This window comes from Pararhodospirillum oryzae, assembly GCF_007992075.1.
Classification (GTDB): domain Bacteria; phylum Pseudomonadota; class Alphaproteobacteria; order Rhodospirillales; family Rhodospirillaceae; genus Pararhodospirillum; species Pararhodospirillum oryzae.
This window is the reverse complement of sequence record NZ_BJZO01000047.1, coordinates 14,962-33,587: the sequence shown is the minus strand read 5'-3', so window position 1 is coordinate 33,587 and position 18,626 is coordinate 14,962. Positions and strand designations below refer to the sequence as shown.

The window sequence follows — 18,626 nt, the reverse complement described above, 5'->3', positions numbered from 1 at the left end:
TCATCAGTTCCGACCGTTGGTATTATTTTCAATATCCTGCCTGACATTCATCGCATTAATGCGCGCAACGCTTGCCCTGGACCTGTCAACAAAATGTTGACTCTCAGGTCACATGAATCATATGAAGATCATGAGTTCACTGCCGAGCGGCTTTGAACCTATCGAGGCTTCGGACGCTGAGCCAGCGTAGCGAATCAGCGTCCCCTTCCTTTTTCAGAGCGCATTGAGGCAGTCCTCCTTGGTCCACAACGGAGACCGGCGGATCTTGCCAATGCTGTTGTCAGCCTTGTAGCACGTCACGAAATTGGCCTTCAGCGTACCGTCGGTTTTCTTGCCGAGCTGGATCACGACGACGAAATCGCCGAAGACGACACTGACGCAGCGCGTCGCATCATAACGCCCCTTCTTTTTGTCCCATCCTTGGAACCGGTCCGCTGTCGGATCGGCGAGTGTCGCCGCGATCCAATCCATCCGCTCGGCGCGACTCTGAGACAGCGTCGTGTCTTTCACGCCATCCCGAAGCGTGCTCTCGAAGAAGGCGTGATCGAAACGCTCCTTTTTGAAGTAGACGCGAATGCCATCATGGGTTCTGATCTCCCCACGGCAATAGGTGGCCTCGAAATACTGGCGATAGTCGGCTTCGGTCGCCAACGTCAGGAGCGGAGGCATCACCATCCTCCCTCCAGGCGAATTTTGAAAATGTTGAACTTCTTCTCGGCGGCCCCGGTAGCCGTCAGCGGCCCGCATAGATCGAGACGCGCTTCCAGGAGTTTGACGAGTCTTTCCTTGGCCGAACCCGGCTTCAGCGTGTCATTCAAGCGGCTGCTGGCCGCCCCCAGCAGTACGTCACAGAGCTGCAAGAGGGCGACTTCGGGTGACGGCAGCGACTGGACATCGGTGACAATCGCCGATCTGTTGGCATAATCGAGACAGCGCTTCAGAACCCGGAGCCGAGTACGGTCTCTGTTGCTCTTCAGGTCGCAGAAAATGCGGTATTCGTTGAAATCAAAAATCCAGTGTTTCAGAAGCTGGTAATAGAACTTGTAGAAACCGAGCTCACCATCGCCATTGTGTAATGTCAGATTGACCTGGGTGCGATCCACTGCGATGCAGCGGAAGCGCATGTCCATGCCGTAGCTCATGAACAGATCGAGAAACTCGTGATAGAAATCGGCTTTGGCCGGCGAAATCCTGGTCCATTTCGCCTCACCCCATACGCCGTGGCGTTCGCGCAGGCGCCTGATTTTTTCCTTGACCTCCTCGCGCAGCTCAGCAGGCAGCCAAAGACTGCCGATCATCAGATAGCGCGCATGGGGCTTGGCCGAGGTGAACAGATCAGGATGGGCTTCGTCGCAATAGACCTCGAATTTCATAAGGGCCCTCCGACGTTCAGCGCGAGCGCAGCCAATGTATCGGCGTCGAAACGCTCGTCAATGCGCGACTCACCGGTGAGCGGTTTTTGTATTTTGACGTATCCGGGTTGAATGCCCGCCCCCAACGCCTCGCGCCCGTCTTGTCCCCTTGACTGTTGGGGTCTGGGGAGGCGCGGCCTCCCCAGGCGGGGGAGTGGGGGCGAAGGCCCCCACAGGCGAAGCCTTCACTCCCCCAAGCCCTGAGCGTTTACGCGTCGTCGCGGGTCATCTTGTCGATGCCCCAGATTTCGCGGGCGTAGGTGTGGATGGCGCGGTCCGATGAGAACTTGCCCATGCGGGCCACGTTCAAGATCGCCTTGCGCGTCCAGGTCTTTTCGTCGGTGTACAGGGCATCGACGGCGGCCTGGGCGTTCATGTAGCTGCGGAAGTCGGCCAGCACCAGGAAGACGTCGCCGCCATCCAGCAGGGCGTTGACCAGCGGATGATACCGGTCGGGCTGCTCGGTGCAGAAGAAGCCGTCGCGGATCATGTCAATGACGGTCTTCAGTTCCGGGTCGTTGTGGTAGATGTTCCAGGGATTGTACCCGGCCGCCTTGGTGCGGGCGACTTCCTCGGCGGTCTGACCGAAGATGAAGATGTTGTCTTCACCCACTTCCTCGCGAATTTCGATGTTGGCGCCGTCCAGGGTGCCGATGGTCAGGGCACCGTTCAGGGCGAACTTCATGTTGCCGGTGCCCGAGGCCTCGGTGCCGGCGGTCGAGATCTGTTCCGACAGGTCACAGCCCGGGATCAGGATTTCGGCGGTCGAGACATTGTAATTGGGCACGAAGGCCACGCGCAGCAGGCCGCGCACCGCCGGATCGTGGTTGATGGCGTCGGCCACGTCGTTGATCAGGCGAATAATCTTCTTGGCCATGAAGTAGCCGGGCGCCGCCTTGCCGCCGAAAATCACCGTGCGCGGCAGCAGGTCGGGCTTGCCCGAGGCGCGCAGGTGGTTGTAGCGGGCGATCACCTGCAAGATGTTCAGAAGCTGGCGCTTGTATTCGTGGATGCGCTTGATCTGGGTATCGAACAGGGTTTCGGGGCGCACGGCCACGCCACAGCGTTCGGCGATCAGGGCGGCGGCGCGGGTCTTGGCCTTGCGCTTGATGGCGCGGAAGCTGTCTTGGAACGCCGCGTCGTCGGCCAGGGCTTCCAGGTCGCGCAGGCGATCCAGATCGCTGACCCACGCCGGGCCGATGGCATCCGTGATCAGGGTGGCCAGGGGCGGGTTGGACTGCAGCAGCCAGCGCCGTTGCGTGATGCCGTTGGTGACGTTCACGAACTTGCCCGGATAGATCCGGTCGAAGTCGGGGAAGACACGCGAGCGCAGCAGCTCGGTGTGGAGCGCCGCCACGCCATTGACCCGGGCGCTGCCCACGACCGCGAGGTGGGCCATGCGCACCCGCCGGGTGGAATCGTCGATCAGCGACAGGCGGCGCACCATCTCCACGTCGCCCGGATAGGTGCGGCGGATTTCCTGCAAGAAAAAGTAGTTAATGCGGTAGATGATTTCCATGTGCCGGGGCAGCAGGGCTTCCATCAGGTCGATGGGCCACGTTTCCAGGGCCTCGGGCAGCAAGGTGTGGTTGGTGTAGGCAAAGGTGTTGCGGGTGATGTCCCAGGCGTCTTCCCAGTTCAACCCGTGCTGATCCATGAGGAGGCGCATCAACTCGGGCACCGCCAGGGCGGGATGGGTATCGTTGAGCTGGATAACCGTCTTTTCCGGGAACAGGCGCGGGTTCTTGTGAACCTTCAAGAAGCGGGCCAGGATGTCCTGCAACGAGGCCGAGACGAAGAAATACTCCTGCTTCAGGCGCAGTTCCTGCCCCATCAGCGTCGTGTCCATCGGGTAAAGCACCTTGGACAAGGTTTCGCTGACGGTCTTTTCCTTCACCGCCTCGATGTAGTTGCCTTCGTTGAAATAGCGCAGGTCGAAATCCTGGGTCGAGCGGGCCGACCACAAGCGCAGGTTCACCGAGATGGCGCCGCCGTAGCCGGTTTCCTTCAGGTCGTAGGCCTCGGCCACCACGTCGTCGGTATCGACCCAGCGGCAGCTTTCCCGGCCTTCCTCGTCGCGGAAGCACACGATCCGCCCGCCAAAGCGCACGGTATGGCTCACGTTGTGGCGCACGATCTCCCACGGGCTGCCGTTTTGCAGCCAGCTTTCCGGGTGCTCCACCTGCTGGCCGTTCTCGATTGTCTGCGAGAACATGCCGAACTCGTAGCGGATGCCATAGCCGTAGCCGGGATAGGCGTGGGTGGCCATGGAATCCAGGAAACACGCGGCCAGCCGTCCCAGGCCGCCGTTGCCGAGCGCGGCATCGCTTTCCTGCTCGGCGACCGTGTCCAGGTTCTGGCCCAGCTCGGCCAGGGCGGCGCGCACCTGCGGTTCGATGCCCAGGTCCAGCAGGTGCTTCATCAGGCGCCGGCCGGTGAGGAATTCCATCGACAGGTAGTAAACGCGCTTGACGTCCTGCCCGTACTGGCTGCGCGAGGTGCGCATGCCCTGTTCGCTCAGGTGACCGCGCAGCAGGCCGGCCAGGGCAAAGAACCAGTCGTGCGGTGTTGCTGATTCCGGATCGAAACCAACGTAGCGGACCATGGAGGCCAGCAGTCCCCGCTTGATCTGGTCAACATTCCTGAAGTCGATGCCTTCGTCCAGGTCGTTCAAGGTGCTGATCGACGCTTTCATGCCGGTCCCCCATGACTTGTCACATTTGGGTGCAAGACGCCCCTAGGTTCCGTAGCGTCTGCTTTTTGCCATCGTATTTCAAGGCGCGCGCGCGATCAGGGATTCGTAAAGACGAATGTACTCCATCGCGGAGCGGTTCCAGGTGAAGTCCCGGGCCATGCCGCGCCGGCGCACGGCCTCCAGGGCCGGTTTGTCGTGGTACAAGGCGATGGCCTGGCCCACGGCCCATTCCAGCGCATCGGTGAACGGATGCTCGAACACGATGCCGGTGCCGCCGTCGGGATGATCGAGCGGCACCACCGAGTCGGCCAGGCCGCCGGTCCGGCGCACCACCGGAATGGCCCCGTAGCGCAGGGCGTACAGCTGGGTCAGGCCGCACGGCTCGAAGCGCGACGGCACCAGCACGAAATCGGCGGCGCCCTGGATCAGGTGCGAGAGGTGTTCGTCGTAGCCGACATGGATGGCGACGTGGCCGGGGTGGCGGGCGGCGGCCCGGTTCAGTTCGTATTCGAAGTGCCGGTCCCCCGACCCCAGGATGGCCAGGAAGGCGCCGCCTTCGACCATGCGCGGGATGGCGCCCAAGATCAGGTCAATGCCCTTTTGCTCGACCATGCGGCTGACCAGGCCGAACAGGGGGCGGTCGTCGCTCAGGTCCAGGCCCATCTGGCGCTTGAGGGCCATCTTGTTCGCGTACTTGCCGGGGCCGGGGTCGGCGGGGTCGATGGGCGCGGCCAGGTTGGGGTCTTCAAGCGGGTTCCAGATGTCGGGATCGATGCCGTTCAGGATGCCCGAAACCGCGGGGCCGCGCAGGCGCAGCAGGCCATCCAGGCCCATGCCGCCCTCGGGCGTGCGGATTTCGGCCGCGTAGGTGGGGCTGACCGTGGTAATCGCCTGGGCATACTGGATGCCGGCCTTGAGCCCCGAGACCAGGCCGTGGTGTTCGAGCCCGTCAATGCCACGCATCCAGTGCGGCAGGCCGATCATGTCGAGGATCTCGGTGCCGAACAGCCCCATGTAATGGAGGTTGTGAATGGTGAACATCACCGGCGGGCGCGCCGCGCCCCAGGCTCGCAGGTAGGCCGGCACGAAGCCGGTCTGCCAGTCGTGGCAGTGCAGGACATCGGGACGCCAGTCGACCAGCCCGCCGCTCGCCCCCATCATCGCCGCGACCTTGGAGAGCAGGCCGAAACGACGGAAGTTGTCGGGCCAGTCGCAGCCCGGATAGATCATGTAGGGGTTGCCCGTGCGCTCGTACATCGGCTGACAGTCGAGCAGCCACAAGGGGCAGCCGGAATCGGGCATCTCGCCTTCGAGCAGGCGCGCCTCGCCCACGCCCAGCGGGTTGCCCAGCGCGATCGACCGCCCGCTGAGGCGTGCCCGGCTCATGGCGTCGGGATAGGCCGGCAACAAAATGCGGGCATCAATGCCCCGGGCGCGCAAGGCAACCGGCAAGGCTCCGGCCACGTCGCCCAGGCCTCCGGTCTTAACCAGCGGATAGGCTTCCGAGGTCACAAACAGCACGTTCATCAACGCCACACCCCCATGCGCCGGGGCTCCACCGCGCGTCCCCGGGTTTGATTCGGCCGATGGTACTGCCAAGATTTCCCCGCCGAGACAAGGGACAATCCTGTCTTTGTTTCGCGTGCGGACGGGGTGCCGCGCCACAATTCAATCATTTGCCCCCTGGGCATCCTCCCTGCAACCCTTATAAAAGGGATGCCACCCGTCTGAACCTGCTTCATGCCAACAAGGAACCTAACCCATGGATGAGATCACGGATTTCCATCTCGACATCAACCGGGCGCTGAGGGAGACGCTGGCCCTGGTCCTGGCGGGAGGACGTGGCTCGCGTTTGCATGACCTGACCAATCGGGAATCCAAGCCGGCGGTGCCCTTCGGCGGCAAGTACCGCATCATCGACTTTCCTCTTTCGAACTGCATGAACTCGGGCATCCGGCGGATGTGCGTGCTGACCCAGTATCGCGCGCACACCCTGATTCACCACATTCAAAGAGGCTGGGGCTTCCTGAAGGCCGAGATCGGGGAATTCGTCGAACTGTGGCCCGCCCAGCAGCAGACGAGCAAGGAATCGTGGTACCTGGGAACGGCCGACGCCGTGCATCAGAACCTGGAACTGATCCGGATGCACGATCCCAAGTACGTGCTGATCCTGGCTGGCGATCACATCTACAAGCAGGATTATTCCAAGCTCCTGGCCCAGCACATTGCCAGCGGCGCCGACTGCACCGTGGCCTGCGTGGATGTCCCGCGCGAGGAAGCAACGGGCTTTGGCTGCGTGGACGTGGACGACGAGGACACCATCATCGGCTTCCTGGAAAAGCCCGCCAAGCCGCCGTGCATTCCGGGCCATCCCGACCGCACCTTTGCCTCGATGGGCATTTACGTGTTCAACGCCGACTACCTTTACGAAATCCTGCGCATCGACGCCGATCAGGCCGACAGCCAGCACGACTTTGGCCGCGACATCATCCCGTCGCAGCTGGGCAAGGCCCGGATGAAGGCGCACCGTTTTACCCAGTCCTGCGTGTATTCCGTGGGCCGTCGCGAGCCGTATTGGCGCGACGTGGGCACGATTGATGCCTATTGGTCCGCGAACCTCGACCTGGTCAGCGTGACGCCGGCCCTGGATCTGTACGATACCGATTGGCCGATCTGGACCTATCAGATGCAGCGCCCGCCCGCGAAATTCGTGTTCGACACCGACGAGCGGCGCGGCATGGCGGTGGACAGCATGCTGTCGGCCGGCTGCATCGTGTCGGGAGGCAAGGTGAGCGGATCGTTGCTGTTCAACGACGTGCGGGTGAACTCGTTCAGCGAAGTTGTTGATACGGTCATTTTGCCGATGTGCGACGTGGGCCGTCATGCCCGCCTGACCAAATGCATCGTCGGCACCGGCTGCCGCATTCCCGAGGGACTCGTGGTGGGCGAGGATCCCGAGCTTGATGCCAAGCGTTTCTTCGTGTCCGACCAGGGTGTCACCCTGATTACCCCCGATCACCTGGCCCGGTTGTAGGGGCCCGTCTGCCCGTCTGACAGGCGCCTCTCCTGCCGTCTGCCCGCGTTGAAGGCGGGAAGAAGGCAAGGAGGCGCTTGCCAGGGGCGGGGGCGGGTGGCTAGGGTCGCAAACGGGGGGGCGAGGGAAGCCCGTCCACCGGTCTTGGAGGCCTTCTCGCCACGCCAGAGCCCGGGACCGGGAAAGGGACGAAAACATCGGGGGACCCTGCCGGATGAGTGCCGCCGCGTTACAGGTTGAGGATATTCATAAGTCGTTTGGTCGTCTGGAGGTTCTGCGCGGGATCTCGCTCAAGGCGCACGACGGCGATGTCATAGCCATTCTTGGTTCTTCCGGATCGGGGAAGAGCACCTTCCTGCGCTGCATCAACCTTCTGGAGCAGCCGGACCAAGGCGCCATCCAGTTGCGCGGCAAGCCGCTGGACCTGGTTCCCGATCGCCGGGGCAAGGGCCTCAATGCCCGCGACGCCCGCCAGCTGGCCGCCTTCCGGGCCCGAGTCGGCTTTGTGTTCCAGGGGTTCAACCTCTGGCCCCACCTGACCGTGCTGGGCAACGTCATGGAAGCCCCGGTGCACGTCAAGGGGCTGTCCCGGGCCGAGGCCCGCGAGCGCGGCCTGGCTCTCCTGGACAAGGTGGGCATTGCCGACAAGCGCGACAGCTATCCCTCGCACCTGTCGGGAGGACAGCAGCAGCGCGCCGCGATCGCGCGGGCGCTGGCCATGGATCCCGAGGTTATTTTGTTCGACGAGCCGACCAGCGCCCTGGATCCCGAACTGGTCGCCGAGGTTCTGGGCGTCATCCGCGCCCTGGCCGAGGAAGGCCGGACCATGCTGATCGTGACGCACGAAATGGGCTTTGCCCGCGAGGTGGCCTCCGAGGTGGTGTTCTTGCACCAGGGCCGCATCGAGGAACAGGGCCCGCCCTCCCAGATTTTCCATCAGCCGCGAACCGAACGGGCCCGCCAGTTCCTGGCCAAGCACCTCACCGGTGGCGCGTGACCGACCCAACGAGGAGACCGAGCACGATGACACTCAAGAAAACCGTTGCCACCCTGGCCGCGACCCTGGGCCTGCTCCTGGCCGCGCCCCTGAGCGGGGCGGCCTCGGCCAAGGCCGAAACCCTGCGCATCGCCACCGAGGGCGCCTTCCCTCCGTTCAACATGGTCGATGACCAGGGCCAGGCGCAGGGTTTCGACGTGGACATCGCGAAAGCCCTGTGCGCCGAGATGAACGCCCAGTGCGAGATCGTGACCCAGGACTGGGATGGCCTGATCCCCGGGCTCCTGGCGCACAAATTCGACGCCATCATCGCCTCGATGTCGATCACGCCCGAGCGTCAGCAAAGCGTGCTGTTCTCGGATCCGTATTATTACAACCAGTTTCATTTCGTGGGCGCGAAGGATCGCTCCTTCACCACCACCAAGGAAGGCCTTAAGGGCCTGACCATCGGCGCCCAGCGCGCCACCGTGTCGGCCCAGTGGCTGGCCGACAACCTGGCCGACGATGTGACGATCAAGTTGTACGACACGGCCGAGGAAGGCTACATGGACCTCACCGCCGGCCGTCTCGACCTGCTGCTGAACGACACCTATCCGACCTTCGACTGGCTGAAGTCGCCGGCCGGGCAGGGCTACGAGCTGAAGGGCGACTCGGTGATCAACGACGACAAGGTGGGCATCGCCATGCGCAAGGATGACACGGCGCTGGCGGCGGCCCTCAACAAGGCCCTGGCCGGGATCATCGAAAAGGGCGTGTACGCCGAGATCAACGCCAAGTATTTCCCCTTCAGCCTGCTGACCAAGCAGTAAGGGGCTTTCCCCCAGGGCGATCGGATGAACCGGTTGCCCTGGCGTTTTCGCGGTGCCCTCAGGCGCCGCGCGCGCCGGGTCTGGTCTCCCTCGGGACCGCCCGGCGTTTTTTTTGCAGGGGAGGGACGCGGTTCCGGCGGCTTTCCGCCCCGGTTCGGGAGCTTGGGGTGGCTTTTCGCGGGCCGGCCGGAGCGCTACAGTGGGAGCCAGCCCATAACCCAAGGAGCGGTCCATGACCTCCAATACGTTGCGCGACGCCGACCTGTCGTATGTCTTGCATCCCTACACCAATCTTGTCGCCCACGAGACCAAGGGACCCCTGATCGCCGTGCGCGGCGAGGGCGTGCGGATTTTCGATGAGAAGGGACAAGACTACATCGAAGGCATGGCCGGTTTGTGGTGCGCGTCTCTTGGCTTCAACGAACCCCGGCTGGTGGAGGCCGCGACGCGGCAAATGCAGACCCTGCCGTTTGCCCACATGTTCAATCACAAGTCGCACGGGCCCGGCATCGAACTGGCCCAGGCCCTGATCGAGCGCGCTCCGGTGCCGATGGCGCGGGCCTTTTTCGCGAATTCGGGCTCGGAAGCCAACGATACCGCGATCAAGATGATCTGGTACATGAACAACGCCCTGGGCCGGCCCGAGAAGAAAAAACTGATCGCGCGCAAGCGGGCCTACCATGGGGTGACGGTGGCGACCGCCAGCCTGACCAGCCTGCCCGCCAATCACCGCGATTTCGATCTGCCGATCGACCGCATCCTGCACACCGCCTGCCCCCACTATTACCGCGAGGCCCAGCCCGGCGAATCCGAGGACGCGTTTGCCCGCCGCCTGGCCGCCGAGCTGGAAGAGATGATCCTGGCCGAGGGCCCCGAAACGGTGGCCGCCTTCTTCGCCGAGCCGGTGATGGGCGCGGGGGGCGTGATCGTGCCGCCCGAAACCTATTTCCAGCACATCCAGGCGGTGTTGCAAAAGTACGACGTGCTGCTGGTCGCCGACGAAGTGATCTGCGGCTTTGGCCGCACCGGGCGTTACTGGGGCAGCCAGACCTTTGATATGAAACCCGATATCCTGACCTGCGCCAAGGCGCTGAGCAGTGCCTACCTGCCGATTTCCGCGGTGCTGGTCAACGAGCGCGTCTACGAGGCCCTGAAGTCCAATTCGGGCAAGATCGGCACGTTCGGCCACGGTTACACCTACTCGGCCCATCCGGTGGCGGCGGCGGTGGCCCTGGAAACCGTGCGTCTGTACGACGAGCGCGATATCCTGGGCAACGTGGCGACCAGCGGCGCGCGGATGCAAGCGCGCCTTCAGGCGCTGACGGCGCATCCCCTGGTGGGGCAGGCGCGGGGCGTGGGCCTGATCGGCGCCCTGGAACTGGTGGAGGACAAGGCGACCAAACGGGCCTTCGATCCCGCCCGCGCCGTGGCCCCCAAGGTGGTCGAGCGCGCCCAGGATCACGGCGTGATCTTGCGCGCCATGGCCGGCGACGCCATCGCCTTCAGCCCGCCCCTGATCATCTCGGAAGCCGAGGTGGATGAAATGATCGACCGCTTCACCCGCGCGCTTGACGAGGTGACGGCCGACCTGGGCGCGTGATCCCAAGTCCGCCACGGCCCGGCAAGGGGGCGGGGTTCTTGCCCACGGCCCCTTGCCAAACCGTCGCGGGCGGGGTAAAGACGCGCCATCACGCACGCGGGGCTCGCGGCCCCCTGGACGGTTGTTCAGGGTGGCCTTCCGGTGTCGGCTCATTCCAGGGCCGGTTCACTTTCCCCGCGGAGGTTCAACCGGAAAAATCAGGATTTCCGTGTCATGACGATGCCCACCTTCACCATGCGTCAGCTGATCGAGTCTGGCTGCCACTTTGGTCACAACACCCGTCGTTGGAACCCGAAGATGGCGCCGTTCCTCTATGGTCAGCGCGACAACGTGCACATCATCGACCTGCAGCAGACGGTGCCCATGCTGTACCGCGCCATGCAGGCGGCCCGCGACGTGGCGGCGGCCGGCGGCCGCGTGCTGTTCGTGGGCACCAAGCGCCAGGCGCAGGACGTGGTGGCCGAACATGCGCGCCGCTGCGGTCAGTACTATGTCAACCACCGCTGGCTCGGTGGCATGCTGACCAACTGGAAGACCATTTCGCACTCGATCAAGCGTCTGCGCGATCTGGAAGAGCGCTTCGCTCAGGGCGACCTTCAGGGTCTGACCAAGAAGGAACAGCTGAACCTGTCGCGCGAGAAGGCCAAGCTGGAACTGGCCCTTGGCGGCATCAAGGACATGGGCGGCCTGCCCGACATGCTGTTCATCATCGACACCGTCAAGGAAAGCCTGGCGGTGAGCGAGGCCAACAAGCTGGGCATGCCGGTGGTGGCCGTCATCGACTCGAACTCGGATCCGGACGGCATCGCCTACCCGATCCCGGGCAATGACGACGCCATTCGCGCCATCCAGACCTACTGCGAGCTGATGAGCGGCGCCATCCTGGACGGCATCCAGGCGCAGCTTGGCGCGCGCGGCTACGACGTGGGCGAGGCCGAGGTCCTGCCCACCGAGGCGCTGAGCGCCGAGGACGAGGCCGAGGGAACGGCCGAAACCGGCGAAGCCCTGCCGAACTGAGGGACGGGCCGCGAACGGATCCCTTCCCTTCGCGGCCGGACCCTGGGCATGAAATGCCCCCCGGAAAGGGGGCGGGGCGGTCGGGGTCCAAGCGGCCCCGCCAGTCCCTGGTTTCCTTTCCAAGGCGCGTCCCCTTTTCCCAAGGGAAGGGGCGCGACCCAGGCGCATGGCGGCGCGAAACGCGCCGCCATCTTTGTGAGGCGCCACCCAACAGTCTTGGGCGTGCGGCGGGGCCGAGGGCGTGCGGCCGGGCCGGCGTTCCCGGGACGGCCCCGCGCCTTTCCTTTCCTTGCGTTTTCGCCTGCACGCCCTTATCGCACGCACGACTGACATAAAGAGGACTCCCATGGCTGAGATCACCGCCGCCCTTGTCAAGGGTCTGCGCGAAAAGACCGGCGCCGGCATGATGGACTGCAAGAAGGCGCTGGCCGAGACCAACGGCGACATGGAAGCCGCGGTCGACTGGCTGCGCACCAAGGGCCTGGCCGCCGCCGCCAAGAAAGCCGGCCGCACCGCCTCGGAAGGTCTGGTCGGCGTGTGCGTGGACGGCACCCGCGGGGCCGTGGTCGAGATGAACGCCGAAACCGACTTCGTCGCCCGCAACGAGATTTTCCAGGGCTTCGTCGAGTCCCTGGCCCGCCTCGCGCTGGACGCCGGCAGCGATCGCGACGCCCTGGCCGCCACGCCTTTCCCGGGCGAGGCCCGCACGGTGGCCGAACAGGTTACCCATCTGATCGCCACCATCGGCGAGAACATGAACCTGCGACGCACGGCGGCGCTGTCGGTGGAACAGGGCGTGGTGTCGTCCTACGTTCACACCGCCATCCGTCCGGGCCTGGGCAAGATTGGCGTGCTGGTTGCCCTGTCGTCGGCCGCCGATCCCGCGAAGCTGGACGAGGTGGGCCGTCAGATCGCCATGCACGTGGCCGCCGCCGCGCCGCAGTTCGCCACGATCGCCGAGGTGGATCCGGCCGCCATCGAGCGCGAGCGCGCCGTGCTGACCGAACAGGCCCGCGAATCCGGCAAGCCCGAGGCGATCATTGAAAAGATGGTCGAGGGGCGCCTGCGCAAGTTCTACGAGGAAGTGGTGCTGACCGAGCAGGTTTTCGTCATCGATGGCGAAACCCGTATCGCCAAGGTGCTGGAAAACGCCGGCAAGACCCTGGGCAGCCCGGTGACCCTGAAGGGTTTCGTCCGCTACCAGCTGGGCGAAGGCATCGAGAAGGAAGTCAGCGACTTCGCCGCCGAAGTGGCCGCGCAGCTGTCGCGCTAAAACAAAAACCGGATACAAGGCCGGCCGGGCGCCCATGCCTGAAGCCGGCCTTGTGCGTTCCTTCCTGGTCTTGCTTCGTCGTGCAAGGGAGGCCGGGAGGGGGCGCCTGTCCCCGCTCGACGGGGTGGGGCAGGGGAAGACGCCGGGGTGCGAGGGGGTTGGCCGCGGGCATCGCCTCTCGTATGATCCGGTCTGGCCGCTTCCCCTGGCCATTCCGACTGGTGGGCTCTCCCTTTGGGCAGACACCAGAAGGGAGACACCACCCGCGCGGGGCCGGTCGTGGCCCGTCCTGGGCTTGAGGAGAGATCACGATGACGGGCGCGACAATGACGCAGATCACCACGGAGCCTGAGACTCCCGCCACCGAGCCCGAGCGCTATCGCCGGGTGCTGGTCAAGCTGTCGGGCGAGGGCCTGCTGGGCGACCGCGAATTCGGCCTCGACCTGGAAATGGTGGACCGGGTCGCGGGCGAGGTGAAGGCCGTTCACGACCGGGGCATTCAGGTTTGCCTGGTCATCGGGGGCGGTAACATTTTCCGGGGTATTTCCACGGCGGCCAAGGGCATGGACCGGACCAGCGCCGATTACATGGGCATGCTGGCCACGGTGATGAACGCGCTCGCGGTGCAAAACGCCTTGGAAAAGAAGGGGGTGCAGACCCGGGTGCAGTCGGCCATTCCCATGTCGATGGTGTGCGAGCCCTATATCCGGCGCCGCGCCATCCGTCACATGGAAAAGGGGCGGGTGGTCATTTTCGCCGCCGGCACCGGCAACCCGTTCTTCACCACCGACACGGCGGCCGCGTTGCGCGCGGTTGAAATGAACTGCGACGCCATTTTGAAGGCGACGCAGGTCGATGGGGTCTACAGCGCCGACCCCAACAAGGACCCCACCGCCGAGCGGTTCGAGTCCCTGACCTTTACCGATGTTCTGACCCGGGACCTGCGGGTGATGGATACCTCGGCCATCGCCTTGGCGCGGGACAACAACATTCCTATAGTGGTTTTCTCGCTGCACAGCCCCGGTGCCCTGGGGGAGGTTCTGTCGCGGCGGGGGCGTTTCACCGAAATCCGTTGTGATAGTGACCAGGAGTGAGTGCCGTGTCCGATGATGCCGCCGCGTTGAAAGCTGATCTCAAGCACCGCATGGAAGGGGCCCTGGAGGTCCTGAAGAAGGAGTTCGGCGGGCTGCGCACCGGACGCGCCTCGATCAGTCTTTTGGACCCGGTGCAGGTGGAAGCCTATGGCCAGACCATGCCGCTGGCCCAGGTGGCGACGGTGGGCGTGCCCGAACCGCGCATGATCACGGTGCAGGTCTGGGACCGCTCGATGGTCAAGGCGGTGGAAAAGGCAATCCGCGACGCGGGCCTGGGCCTGAATCCGGCCGCCGACGGCCAGACGGTGCGCGTGCCCATTCCGCCCTTGAACGAAGAGCGTCGCGTGGAGCTGAGCAAGGTCGCCGGCAAGTATGCCGAGCAGGCCCGGGTGGCGGTGCGCAACGTGCGCCGCGACGGCATGGACCATCTGAAGAAGATGGAAAAGGACAATGTGATCAGCCAGGATGAGCACAAGAAGCTCACGACCGAGGTCCAGACCATGACCGACGACGCCATCAAGCGGCTGGACGAGGCCTTGGCGACCAAGGAACAGGAAATCATGCAGGTCTGATGTCGATGGAGACCGTCCCTGCACCCGCCGGCGTGGCGGCGGCGCCGTTGCATGTGGCGATCATCATGGACGGCAATGGCCGATGGGCTCGTGCGCGGGGCTTGCCGCGCACGGCCGGCCACCGACAGGGCGCGGAGGCCGTTCGCTCGGTGGTCGAGGCCTCGCCCGCGCTTGGGGTCACCCATCTGACCTTGTTCGGGTTTTCGTCCGAGAACTGGAAGCGTCCCCAAGGAGAAGTGGGCGACCTGCTGGGCTTGCTGCGCTTGTACCTGAACAACGAAGTCCGCAATCTGGTCAAGCACGGGGTGCGGTTGCGCATCATCGGGCGGCGGGATCGCTTTTCCCGAGAAATCCTTGATCTTTTCGAGGACTCGGAGAATCGCACCCGCGCCAACAGCGGGCTGAACCTGACCTTGGCGTTGAATTATGGCGCCCGCCAGGAAATCGTGGACGCGGTGCGGTTGTTCGCGCGCGAGGCGGTCGAAACCGGCCTGGATCCGGAGTCGATCGACGAGGCTGCCTTTTCCCGGCGTTTGTTCACCGCCGATCTGCCCGACCCGGATGTCTTGATCCGGACCAGCGGCGAGCAGCGGGTGAGTAATTTCCTGCTGTGGCAGATGGCCTACGCGGAACTGGTTTTCTCGCCCGTGCTGTGGCCCGACTTCTCGGGGCGGGACCTGGCGCTGGCGGTGGAAGACTTTCGGGCCCGGGAACGGCGGTTCGGAGGTGTGTGAGCACCCGCGGACCCGCCCGGCGGGCCAAGACACATCAACGGGACACGCCCGCTTTGCCAAAAAGGAAAAGCGGGGCGTCATCCCGTGGCGATCGGGGAGTCCGGCGTGCTGAAAACCCGTATTCTGTCGGCGCTGGCCCTGGCGCCGCCTTTCTTGCTGGCCGTCTATTTCGGGTCGCCGTGGTTCGACGTGGTCGCCATGGCGGGCGGGGCCGTCATGGGCTGGGAATGGGCCCGCATCTGCCACGGCGGGCGTTTTGGCCCCTCGGGACGGATGATGAGCGTGGGTCTTGCCCTGGTCGCGGCCCTGGTGGGCCCGGCTCCCGGGCTGGCCCTGGCCGTGATCGGCGCGGCGGCCCTGGCGGTGGCGTGGCTTGATCGCGCCGAGCCCGAGGCCCGGGCGTGGTCGATCACCGGTGTCTTGTACCTGGGCGTCACCTTGATGGCCCTGGTCTGGGTGCGCTGGGCCGGCGACTGGACGACGTTCGTATGGCTGCTGGCCGTGGTGTGGGCCACCGACAGCGGCGCCTATGCCTGTGGACGGCTGATTGGCGGCCCGCTGCTGGCGCCGCGCATCAGTCCGCGCAAGACCTGGGCCGGCCTGATCGGGGGCGCGGTGGCCGCGCTGGTGGCCGGAGGGCTGGTCAGCAGCCTGCTGGGCGTTCCCTCGGTGTGGGTCTGGCTCCTGGCGCCGGCGTTGGCGGTCATTTCGCAGATGGGCGACCTGTTCGAGTCCTTCGTCAAACGGCGTTTCAACGTCAAGGATTCAAGTCATATCATCCCTGGCCACGGGGGGGTGCTTGACCGGATGGATGGTCTGCTGGCAGCGGCTGTGCCGGTGGCCGGGATCGTGGCACTGTTTGGTGAGGGAATAAGCCAATGGCCGTAAGCGAGGCAACGACGACGGCACCGCGGCGCCTGAGCGTTCTGGGATCGACGGGATCGATCGGCAAGAGCACCCTGGATCTGGTGACGCGTAACCGGGAGCGCTACCAGGTGGTGGCCCTGACCGCCAACTCCAACGCCGAGGCCCTGGCGGCCCAGGCCCGGGACGTGGGGGCCGAGGTGGCGGTGGTCGCCGATCCGGCGGCCTATGGCGCCTTGAAGGACGCCCTGGCAGGCTCGGGCATCGAGGCCCAGGCGGGACCCGAGGCGGTGGTGGAAGCCGCCGCGCGGGATGCCGACTGGCTGATGGCGGCGATTGTCGGCGCGGCCGGCCTGGCGCCGACCCTGGCGGCGGTGGCCCGGGGCGCGACCGTGGCCCTGGCCAACAAGGAATGCCTGGTGTGCGCGGGCGACCTGTTCATGGCCGAGGTGCGCCGCCATGGCACGACGCTGCTGCCGGTCGATTCCGAGCACAACGCCATTTTCCAGGTGTTCGACTTCGAGCGCCCCGAGCGCATCGAGCGCCTGATCCTGACCGCCTCGGGCGGGCCGTTCCGGGAGTGGACGCGCGAGGCCATGGCCGCCGCGACGCCCGAGCAGGCGGTGGCCCATCCCAACTGGTCGATGGGCGCGAAGATCAGCGTGGATTCCGCCTCGATGTTCAACAAGGGCCTGGAGTTCATCGAAGCCTACCATCTGTTCCAGGTGGCGCCCGAGAAGATCGAGATCCTGGTGCATCCGCAGTCGGTGATTCACTCGGCCGTGGGCTACGTGGATGGCTCGGTGCTGGCGCAGCTGGGGGCACCCGACATGCGCACCCCGATCGCGGTGTGCCTGGCCTGGCCCGATCGCATGCCCGCCCCCGTGGCGCGCCTGGATCTGGCGCGGCACGGCCGCCTGGATTTCTATGCCCCCGACCCCGAGCGCTTCCCGTCCTTGCGCATCGTGCGCGAGGCCCTGCGCCGGGGGGGCGTGGCTCCGACCGCGATGAACGCGGCCAACGAGGTGGCGGTGGCGGCGTTCCTGGGGCGGCGCATCGGTTTCCTTGACATTCCCGCCGTGGTCGAGGCCACCATGGAGGCGGTGATGGCCGGACCGCTGGGCAACCAGGCGGTGGACGCGCTGGCGGCGGTGATGGCCGTGGATTCCGAGGCCCGGCGCCTGGCCGAGGCGCAGGCCGGACGTCTGGCGGCCGCCTGAGGCGGTTTCGCGCGAGCGGCAAGTGATTTAGAATACGATGCGGCGGGCCCGCTTCCCGGGCCCGCGTGACCTGGAGCCCCCATGCCCGACATCCTTCACACGATTGTCGCCTTCCTGGTGGTCCTGACCGTCGTGGTCTTCGTCCACGAGTTGGGGCATTTTCTGGTCGCGCGCTGGAACAAGGTCAAGGTCGAGGTGTTCTCGATCGGCATGGGCCCCGAAATCATGGGCTTCACCGATCGCCAGGGCACGCGCTGGCGCCTGAGCCTGTTTCCGGTGGGGGGCTATGTCCGCTTTTTCGGGGACAAGGACGAGGCCAGCGGGCCCGATGACGCCGACCATCTGGAGGCGATGACGCCGGAGGAAAAGGCGGTCTGCTTCCATCACAAGCCGGTGGGGGCGCGCAGCGCGGTGGTCGCGGCGGGACCGCTGGCCAATTTTGCGTTTTCCATCCTGATCTTCGCCCTCTTGTTCATGACGCACGGGCAGGTGCGCTCGGTGCCGGTGATCGATACCCTGATCGCGGGCGGCGCCGCCGAGGCGGCGGGCTTGCAGGTGGGCGACCGGATCGAGGCGATCAACGGCGAAAGGATCGCCCGTTTCCAGGATGTGCAGCGCCTGGTGGCTCTGTCCGGGGGCGAAACCCTGGATATCGACGTGCGCCGGAACGAAGCCCCCGTGGCGGTCACGGTGACGCCCCGGATCGTTCAGGCCGATGACGGGTTGGGCAACCAGATTCCCATGCCCCAGATCGGGGTGCAGATCGCCTTGTCGCCGGCCGACGTGCACCGGCTGGGACCGGTGGACGCCCTGGCCCAGGCCGTTCGGCAGACCTGGACGCTGTCGGCCGATACCTTGACCTATATTGGTCAAATGGTCACCGGACACCGCTCCGCCGACGAACTGGGGGGGCCGATCCGTATTGCTTTGTTTTCCGCCAAGGCGGCGGAACGCGGGGTTGCGGATCTGGTGATGTTCATTGCCTTGCTGTCGGCCAACCTGGGACTGATCAATCTTTTTCCCATTCCGATGCTCGACGGCGGACATCTGATGTTTTACACCATAGAGGCCTTGCGCGGACGGCCCCTGGCCGAGCGGTTCCAGGAGGTTGGCTTCCGTATCGGGCTTGCCATGGTACTGGCCCTGATGGCCTTCGCGACCTGGAATGATCTGGCCCTCAAGAGTTGGTGGGGCTAGAGCAAGACCCGGAAGGCGGACATCGCTTTTCGGAAAAGTCGAGCGTGAAAACAATAGCTTGGAGCACCGTGCCGACTTTGCTTTCCTGCACGGTGCCCTGGAGTGTAC

16 protein-coding genes are annotated in these 18,626 nt (G+C 65.1%); 12 read left to right on the top strand and 4 right to left on the bottom strand.

The window, feature by feature from the left end; all coding sequences use genetic code 11:
- Positions 1-213 precede the first annotated feature (213 nt).
- The 4 genes from ROR02_RS09540 to glgA form a co-directional block, all read right to left on the bottom strand.
- The gene (locus ROR02_RS09540) at positions 214-669 is read right to left on the bottom strand and encodes a hypothetical protein (RefSeq protein WP_218032795.1); all 456 of its coding nucleotides are present in this window, start codon (positions 667-669) and stop codon (positions 214-216) included.
- Positions 669-1,373, bottom strand: coding sequence for a DUF3800 domain-containing protein (locus ROR02_RS09535; RefSeq protein WP_147163793.1), 705 nt, complete (start codon positions 1,371-1,373; stop codon positions 669-671). Before ROR02_RS09535 ends, ROR02_RS09540 begins: the two co-directional genes overlap by 1 nt.
- Positions 1,374-1,620: 247 nt before the next feature.
- Complete coding sequence (locus tag ROR02_RS09530) at positions 1,621-4,107, bottom strand: glycogen/starch/alpha-glucan phosphorylase (RefSeq protein ID WP_147163792.1); 2,487 nt, start codon at positions 4,105-4,107, stop codon at positions 1,621-1,623.
- 78 nt (positions 4,108-4,185) lie between these two features.
- The gene (gene glgA / locus ROR02_RS09525; RefSeq protein WP_147163791.1) at positions 4,186-5,634 is read right to left on the bottom strand and encodes a glycogen synthase GlgA; all 1,449 of its coding nucleotides are present in this window, start codon (positions 5,632-5,634) and stop codon (positions 4,186-4,188) included.
- 235 nt (positions 5,635-5,869) lie between these two features.
- On the opposite strand from glgA, the gene glgC reads away from it, so the two are divergent.
- The 12 genes from glgC to rseP all read left to right on the top strand — a co-directional run bounded on the left by glgC (position 5,870) and on the right by rseP (position 18,518).
- Positions 5,870-7,141, top strand: coding sequence for a glucose-1-phosphate adenylyltransferase (gene glgC / locus ROR02_RS09520; protein ID WP_147163790.1), 1,272 nt, complete (start codon positions 5,870-5,872; stop codon positions 7,139-7,141).
- A 214-nt stretch (positions 7,142-7,355) separates the two neighbouring features.
- Positions 7,356-8,138 (top strand): ABC transporter ATP-binding protein, encoded by a 783-nt coding sequence (locus ROR02_RS09515; RefSeq protein ID WP_147163789.1) that lies wholly within the window; start codon positions 7,356-7,358, stop codon positions 8,136-8,138.
- 26 nt (positions 8,139-8,164) lie between these two features.
- Positions 8,165-8,947 (top strand): transporter substrate-binding domain-containing protein, encoded by a 783-nt coding sequence (locus ROR02_RS09510; protein ID WP_147163788.1) that lies wholly within the window; start codon positions 8,165-8,167, stop codon positions 8,945-8,947.
- A 232-nt stretch (positions 8,948-9,179) separates the two neighbouring features.
- The gene (locus ROR02_RS09505; protein WP_147163787.1) at positions 9,180-10,547 is read left to right on the top strand and encodes an aspartate aminotransferase family protein; all 1,368 of its coding nucleotides are present in this window, start codon (positions 9,180-9,182) and stop codon (positions 10,545-10,547) included.
- 213 nt (positions 10,548-10,760) lie between these two features.
- Entirely contained in the window at positions 10,761-11,564 is an 804-nt protein-coding gene (gene rpsB / locus ROR02_RS09500) for a 30S ribosomal protein S2 (protein ID WP_147163786.1), read from the top strand.
- A gap of 346 nt (positions 11,565-11,910) precedes the next feature.
- Positions 11,911-12,837, top strand: coding sequence for a translation elongation factor Ts (gene tsf / locus ROR02_RS09495; protein WP_147163785.1), 927 nt, complete (start codon positions 11,911-11,913; stop codon positions 12,835-12,837).
- Positions 12,838-13,163: 326 nt separating this feature from the next.
- Complete coding sequence (gene pyrH, locus ROR02_RS09490; RefSeq protein WP_147163797.1) at positions 13,164-13,931, top strand: UMP kinase; 768 nt, start codon at positions 13,164-13,166, stop codon at positions 13,929-13,931.
- Between the two features lie 50 nt (positions 13,932-13,981).
- Positions 13,982-14,503, top strand: a complete 522-nt coding sequence (gene frr, locus ROR02_RS09485; RefSeq protein ID WP_218032796.1) for a ribosome recycling factor — start codon at positions 13,982-13,984, stop codon at positions 14,501-14,503.
- 5 nt (positions 14,504-14,508) lie between these two features.
- Positions 14,509-15,237 (top strand): polyprenyl diphosphate synthase, encoded by a 729-nt coding sequence (gene uppS / locus ROR02_RS09480; protein ID WP_147163796.1) that lies wholly within the window; start codon positions 14,509-14,511, stop codon positions 15,235-15,237.
- Positions 15,238-15,342: 105 nt separating this feature from the next.
- Entirely contained in the window at positions 15,343-16,125 is a 783-nt protein-coding gene (locus tag ROR02_RS09475; RefSeq protein WP_147163783.1) for a phosphatidate cytidylyltransferase, read from the top strand.
- Positions 16,116-17,321, top strand: a complete 1,206-nt coding sequence (locus ROR02_RS09470; RefSeq protein ID WP_147163782.1) for a 1-deoxy-D-xylulose-5-phosphate reductoisomerase — start codon at positions 16,116-16,118, stop codon at positions 17,319-17,321. Before ROR02_RS09475 ends, ROR02_RS09470 begins: the two co-directional genes overlap by 10 nt.
- Positions 17,322-17,402: 81 nt before the next feature.
- The gene (rseP, locus tag ROR02_RS09465; RefSeq protein WP_147163781.1) at positions 17,403-18,518 is read left to right on the top strand and encodes an RIP metalloprotease RseP; all 1,116 of its coding nucleotides are present in this window, start codon (positions 17,403-17,405) and stop codon (positions 18,516-18,518) included.
- Positions 18,519-18,626 lie beyond the last annotated feature (108 nt).